The organism is Luteococcus sp., from assembly GCF_043424415.1.
GTDB lineage: Bacteria > Actinomycetota > Actinomycetes > Propionibacteriales > Propionibacteriaceae > Luteococcus.
Window position 1 is genome coordinate 1 of sequence record NZ_JBHWOO010000265.1, and the last position, 4,217, is coordinate 4,217.

The window sequence follows — 4,217 nt, forward strand, 5'->3', positions numbered from 1 at the left end:
TCCAGCTGGGCCCGGGCCTTCGCCACCTTCGCCGACCCCTTGGCGGTGGTGCGGGCCCGGAAGAGCGCGGCCTCGCGCCCGGTCATGTCGATGGAGCGGGCGCGCACCCAGGACTCCCCGAAACGGGTCAGGCGCTGGCGGATCCAGTCGCGCTCCAGCCGGGCGGCGGGCACCACCTCGCTCACCTCCGCCTCGTCGCACCACACGATGCGGCCACCGGCGGCCTGCAGGTCCTGGCCGAACTTGGAGTCCTCGCCGCCGGTGAATCCGAAGCGCTCGTCGAAGCGGATCTGGTGGCGACGCACGAAGTCGAGGTCGAGCAGCAGGTTGTTGCTGGCCATGCCCGGGCGGGGGCTGCCGGTGGGGCGCGTCGGCCGCGCGAACAGGCCCGTCCCCTCGGTCCAGGCATCCAGCGGCGTCTCCGGCAGCGAGCGGACCGGTCCGCTGACGGCGCTGGCCCCGGTGCGTCGCCAGCAGGCCACCAGGTCCAGCAGCCAACCCTCGCCGGGGGTCTCGTCGTCGTCGATGAAGCAGAACAGGCGCGTTCCCTCGGCCTCGTCGAGGGCCCGGTTGCGGGCCGCCGCCAGGCCGGGGGTGGGTTCGTGCACATAGCGCACGTCGACCGACGTGGCGTGGGCCTCCACCACCTCGCGGGCCTCGCCCTTGGGTGAGTTGTCGACCACCACCAGACGCGCCGCATGGCCTGCCTCGACGGCCTGGGCCACCTGGGCGGCCAGCAGGGGCAGCGCGGAGCGCAGCAGGTCGTTGCGGTGGTAGGTCAGCACGGCGAGGGTCAGCGGCGGGAAATCCATGCCTCGAGACTATCGGCAGGTGCCCTGGGCTCAGCCCAGGTTGGTGGTGATGGTGGGGCGACGATCGGCCTCAGGAAGCTCCCAGCTGCTGGCCTGGGCATCGGCCTGCTCGCCACTGCGGATGTCCTTGACCTGCCCGGTCAGGCCACCGAACCAGACGAAGGGGATGCCCCGGCGGTCGGCGTGCTTGATCTGCTTGCCGAACTTGTCCGCCTTGGGCGCCACCTCGCAGGGGATGCGGCGCGCCCGCAGGGCGGCGGCCACCTCCTCGGCGACGTCGCGGCTCTGCTCGTCGTCGACGGCCACCAGCACGGCGCTGGGGACGCTGCGGGAGGCCTCGATCTGCTTCTTGGTGATCAGCGGGCCGAGGAGGCGGGTGACGCCCAGCGAGATGCCAACGCCCGGGAAGGTGGTCTTCCCGTCGCTGGCCAGCGAGTCGTAGCGGCCACCGGAGCTGATCGAGCCGAGCTTCTCGTGGCCCACCAGCTCGGTCTCGTAGACGGTGCCGGTGTAGTAGTCCAGGCCGCGCGCGATCTTGAGGTCGGCGACGATGCGTCCGGGAACCCGCTTGTTGGCGGCCAGCACCACGCGGCGCAGCAGCTCCAGGCCCTCGTCGAGCATCTCGTGCTCGACGCCCAGGGAGCGCACCTGCTCAACGAAGGAGTCGTCGGGGGTGCAGATCCCGGCCAGGGCGACGCACTGCTCGGCGACCTCCTGCGAGAGCTCCAGCTCGCCGGTGAGCAGTTCGGCGACGGCCGGGCCGCCGATCTTGTCGAACTTGTCGACGCGCTGCAGCACGTCCAGGGTGCTGACCTGTTCGAAGGCGCCACCCTCCTGCCCGATGCCCAGCCCGCGGTAGAAGCCCTCGGCGAGCTTGCGGTTGTTGACGTGCATCAGCGCCTGCGGCAGGCCGAGCTCGGCGTGCATGCGCTCCAGCGCCTCGAGCATCACCACGGGGGCCTCGACGTCGAAGTGCTCGGGCAGCTGGTCCTGTCCGACGACGTCGATGTCGGCCTGCAGGAATTCGCGGTAGCGGCCCTCCTGGGGGCGCTCGCCGCGCCAGACCTTCTGCACCTGGTAGCGGCGGAAGGGGAAGGCAAGGTGGCCGGCATTCTCCAGGACATAGCGGGCGAAGGGCACCGTCAGGTCGAAATGGAGGCCCAGGTCGTCCTTCTCGGGGGTCGCGGGGTCGGCGTGCAGGCGCCGCACCACGTACACCTCCTTGGTGATTTCACCCTTGCGCGTCAGGGTCTCCATGGTCTCGACGGCGCGGGTCTCGATGTTGGCATAGCCGTGCAGCTCGAAGGTCTCGCGCAGGATGTCGAGCACGGCGGTCTCCACCATGCGTCCTGCGGGCAGGAACTCGGGGAAACCGGACAGCGGCTTGGGACGGGCCATCACAGATCACTTCCATCGGTCTGGTTCTGAAGGGCCACCAGTTGGTGGGGCTGAAGCCATGGGTTGGTGGTGCGTTCGGCCCCCACGGTGGTGGTGGAGCCGTGCCCGGGCAGCAGGTGGAGGTCGTCGTCCAGGGTGAGCACCTGGGTCGCAAGGCTACTCGCCATCACGAAGGCGTCCCCGCGCGGCATGTCGGTGCGCCCGATCGAGCCGGCGAAGACGACATCGCCGCTGAAGCACAACCGGGCATCATCCAGCTGCGGCAGCAGCAGCGTGCAGCCCGGGGTGTGCCCGGGGGCATGGCGGGTGGCGAAACGCATCCCACCGGCGGTGAACTCGCCGTCCAGGTGGCGCACGTCGGCCGGCGGGGTGAACTCGGTGCTGCCGTAGAGCATCTCGAGGATGCCGCGGGCCTGTTCCGACATGGCGCGCATCGGATGGGCCAGCAGGTCCTCATCGGCCTCGTGGATCCAGACGGGCACATTGGCCTCGTCGGCGATCTCGCGGGCGGCGGCGACGTGGTCGGCGTGGCCGTGGGTCAGCAGGACGGCGTCGACGGTCAGTCCGTACTGCGCCAGGCCCCGCCGGACGCCGTCCGCGGCATCGACACCGGGGTCGACGACCACGCACGGGCCGTTCTCGGAGGGGGCGAGCAGATAACAATTGGTCTGCCACGGGCCGGAAGGGAAGGAGGCAATGAGCACAACCGGCACCATATCGGGCAAGATGGAACCATGAGCGAAACTGCAGGTCCGAATCCCTTCGGTCGCGTTGAAGACGACGGCACCGTCTACGTCATCACTCCCGAGGGTGAGCGGCGTGTCGGCCAGGTTCCCGACGTCGAGCCCTCCGAAGCCCTCGCCTTCTACGTGAGGCGTTTCCAGGCACTCGAGACGGAGGTGGCCCTCCTCGAGTCGCGCGTCACCTCGGGCAATCTCGGCGTGGAGGAGGCTCGCAAGTCGATCAACTCCCACCGCAAGAACATCGTTGACGCCAATGCGGTCGGCGACCTGGCCGGCCTGGTGACCCGCCTGGATGCCCTGGCCCCCGCCCTCGAGGCGCAGGCCGAGCAGAAGAAGGCGGAGAAGGCGAAGGCGGCCGAGGCTGCCCGGGCCGAGAAGGAGCGGATGGTCTCCGAGGCCGAGAAGCTGGCCCAGGGCCATGACTGGCGCGGTGGCGTGAACCGCTTCCGTGCCCTGCTCGAGGAGTGGAAGGCGCTGCCGCGCATCGACCGCGCCACCGATGACGCCCTGTGGCACCGCTTCTCGAGCGCCCGCACCACCTACACGCGCCGTCGCAAGGCCCAGTTCGCCGAGCAGAACAAGAAGCGTGAGGGTGCCAAGCAGCTCAAGGAGGCCATCATTGAGGAGGCCCGTCCGCTGGCCACCTCCACCGAATGGGGCCCCACCGCGGGTGCCTTCCGCGACCTGATGGCCCGTTGGAAGGCCGCCGGCTCCGCCCCGCGCGCCGAGGACGACAAGCTGTGGACCACCTTCCGCGGCATCCAGGACGAGTTCTTCGCCGCCCGCGACGCCGCCATGGCCGAGCAGGACAAGGAGTTCATCGGCAACCAGCAGGCCAAGGAGGCGCTGCTGGACGAGGCCGAGAAGACCATCCTCCCAGTGACCGACCTGGCCACGGCACGCGCCCAGTTCCGTGACTTCCTGTCGAAGTTCAACGAGCACGGCAAGGTGCCGCGCGATGCGATCCGTCCCCTGGACGCCCGCGTGCGCAAGCTGGAGTCCGCCGTCAAGGAGGCCGAGGCCGAGGAGTGGCGTCGCACCGACCCCGAGGCCCGTCAACGCGCCGCCGACACCGTGGCCATGTTCAGCTCGCAGATCGAGAAGCTGAACAAGCAGGCCGAGAAGCTCGAGGCCGAGGGCAAGGACAAGAAGGCGGCCGAGGTGCGCTCCTCGATCACCTTCAACGAGTCCCTGCTGGAGCAGGCGCAGAAGGCGCTGGACGAGTTCAAGGCCTGATACGCAGCAGCAGGACGGCGCCCAGACA

General features: G+C 69.7%; 3 protein-coding genes and 1 pseudogene. 1 reads left to right on the forward strand and 3 read right to left on the reverse strand.

Features of this window, described 5'->3' with window-relative positions; genetic code table 11:
• The 3 genes from ACHFFZ_RS15025 to ACHFFZ_RS15035 form a co-directional block, all read right to left on the reverse strand.
• The coding region (locus ACHFFZ_RS15025) for a glycosyltransferase family 2 protein (protein ID WP_394277409.1) at positions 1-812 on the reverse strand (812 nt) is incomplete at its 3' end.
• A 30-nt stretch (positions 813-842) separates the two neighbouring features.
• Positions 843-2,210, reverse strand: a complete 1,368-nt coding sequence (hisS, locus tag ACHFFZ_RS15030; RefSeq protein ID WP_394277410.1) for a histidine--tRNA ligase — start codon at positions 2,208-2,210, stop codon at positions 843-845.
• Positions 2,210-2,926 (reverse strand): MBL fold metallo-hydrolase, encoded by a 717-nt coding sequence (locus ACHFFZ_RS15035; protein WP_394277411.1) that lies wholly within the window; start codon positions 2,924-2,926, stop codon positions 2,210-2,212. Before ACHFFZ_RS15035 ends, hisS begins: the two co-directional genes overlap by 1 nt.
• Here ACHFFZ_RS15035 and ACHFFZ_RS15040 point away from each other — a divergent pair.
• A pseudogene (locus ACHFFZ_RS15040) lies at positions 2,907-4,189 on the forward strand (DUF349 domain-containing protein). The gene ACHFFZ_RS15035 and the pseudogene ACHFFZ_RS15040 sit on opposite strands and share 20 nt — an antisense overlap.
• The last annotated feature ends 28 nt before the right edge of the window (positions 4,190-4,217 follow it).

Excerpts from the sequence above, each read along its gene's own strand:
- ACHFFZ_RS15035 (WP_394277411.1), bottom strand. The coding sequence starts at position 2,926 with ATGGTGCCGGTTGTGCTCATTGCCTCCTTCCCTTCCGGCCCGTGGCAG.
- hisS (WP_394277410.1), bottom strand. The coding sequence starts at position 2,210 with ATGGCCCGTCCCAAGCCGCTGTCCGGTTTCCCCGAGTTCCTGCCCGCA.